The organism is Brachybacterium sp. p3-SID957, assembly GCF_025144775.1.
In the GTDB taxonomy this organism is placed as follows: Bacteria; Actinomycetota; Actinomycetes; order Actinomycetales; family Dermabacteraceae; genus Brachybacterium; species Brachybacterium epidermidis.
The window spans coordinates 1-1,664 of sequence record NZ_JALXKT010000114.1 but is presented as its reverse complement, the minus strand read 5'-3'; the positions used below and the strand labels follow the sequence as shown (position 1 = coordinate 1,664).

Sequence of the window (1,664 nt, the reverse complement as noted above, 5' to 3'; positions counted from 1 at the left end):
GGTGTCCGAGGGGCGGGTCGTAATGGGTGAAGGTGCTCCTGAGCTGGAAGAATAGGGCTTGTCTAGAGTCCAGTTCATCGCAGTCCAAGGAGCACCTTCAGGGTGAATACTACCGGGTTGTATCCACGTCCTCAGGTTGATGTCGCACCGGTGCCCGCCGTCGGTCAAGCAGGCGGGATCCTGCTGACCCAGACGCTGCGGGCGACGGGCCTGACCACCGAGCTGTCCAGAGCCCTGGCGCCGTGGAGGAAGCAGTTCGCGCGGCACGACCCAGGAAAGATCCTCACCGATCTTGCGCTCATGTTGGCGGTCGGTGGGGACTGCTTGGCTGATGTCGCGACGCTGCGGGCGGAACCGGAGGTGTATGGGCCTGTGGCCTCGGATCCGACGATCTCCCGCCTGCTCACGACCCTGGCCGGTGACGTCGACAAGGCCGAGAGCGCGATCAGCACGGCCCGCCGGAAAGCACGCAAGAACGCCTGGGCTCAGGCCGGGAACCACGCCCCCAACGCGAACGCAACGGCGAAGAACCCACTGGTCATCGACCTGGACGCATCGCTGGTGACGTCCCATAGCGAGAAAGAGTTCGCGAGGCCAACGTTTAAGAAGGGCTTCGGATTCCACCCGCTGCTCGCGTTCGTTGACCACGGCGCGGGCGGGTCCGGGGAGATGCTGACCTGCCTCCTGCGTCCCGGGAATGCTGGCTCGAACACCGCAGCCGATCACAAGCAGGTGATCGCTGATGCGCTGGCGCAGGTGGGGATGGGGTCCCGGCCGGGGCGGAAGGTGTTGGTCCGGATTGATGGTGCCGGCGGGACGAAGAAGACGCTGCAGGAGCTGGTGAAGCGGCGGGTCTCGTACTCGGTCGGATTCACCCTGCCCGCGAACACGCCGGAGCTGTTCCGCTTGATCCCCAAGCACGTCTGGGAGCCTGCCTACAACTCCGACGGCGACGTCCGGGACGGCGCGGATGTCGCCGAACTGACCGGGCTGCTCGACCTCGACGAGGACTGGCCAAAGGGGATGCGCGTCATCGTCCGCCGCGAACGTCCCCATCCCGGAGCGCAGCTGCGGTTCGATGACATCGACGGCTACCGGCTCACCGCGTTCGCCACCAACACCACCACGGGCCAGCTCGCGGACCTCGAGATCCGTCACCGTCGCCGTGCCCGCTGCGAGGACCGGATCCGGGCCGCGAAAGATGCCGGCTTACGGAACCTGCCACTGAAGACCTTCGCCCAGAACCGGATCTGGTGCCAGATCGTCGCACTGGCCAGCGAGATCACTGCCTGGATGGGGCTGCTCGGCTACGCCGACCAGCCCGCCCGGCGGTGGGAGCCCAAACGTTTGCGCCACCGCTTGTTCCAGGTCCCCGCGACCATCGCTCGGCATGCCCGGCAGCGGGTCCTGCATCTCTCGGACCGGTCACGCTGGGCCCGGATCGTCCTGGCAGGCCACGCCCGCCTCACCGGCCTCCCCGCCCCCGCCGGATAGCTCCCGGCCCCGTCGCTGACCGCACTCCCCAAGGACCCTGGCACCGGAACGCCCGACCACCGCGACCGACACGCGGCGGACCGTCACACCCTCTTGCCAGAATCAGCTACGGACATCGGCCTCGACGCCCGACGCTGCCGCTCAGCAGCACCGTGAAAGATCGAGGCTAG

At 67.4% G+C, this 1,664-nt stretch carries 1 protein-coding gene; it reads left to right on the top strand.

Features of this window, described 5'->3' with window-relative positions; translation table 11 throughout:
• Positions 1–102: 102 nt before the first annotated feature.
• Positions 103–1,494 carry an IS1380 family transposase gene (locus M3B01_RS14505; RefSeq protein WP_311203236.1) on the top strand — a complete coding sequence of 464 codons (1,392 nt, stop codon included), beginning with the start codon at positions 103–105 and terminating at the stop codon, positions 1,492–1,494.
• Positions 1,495–1,664: the final 170 nt, after the last annotated feature.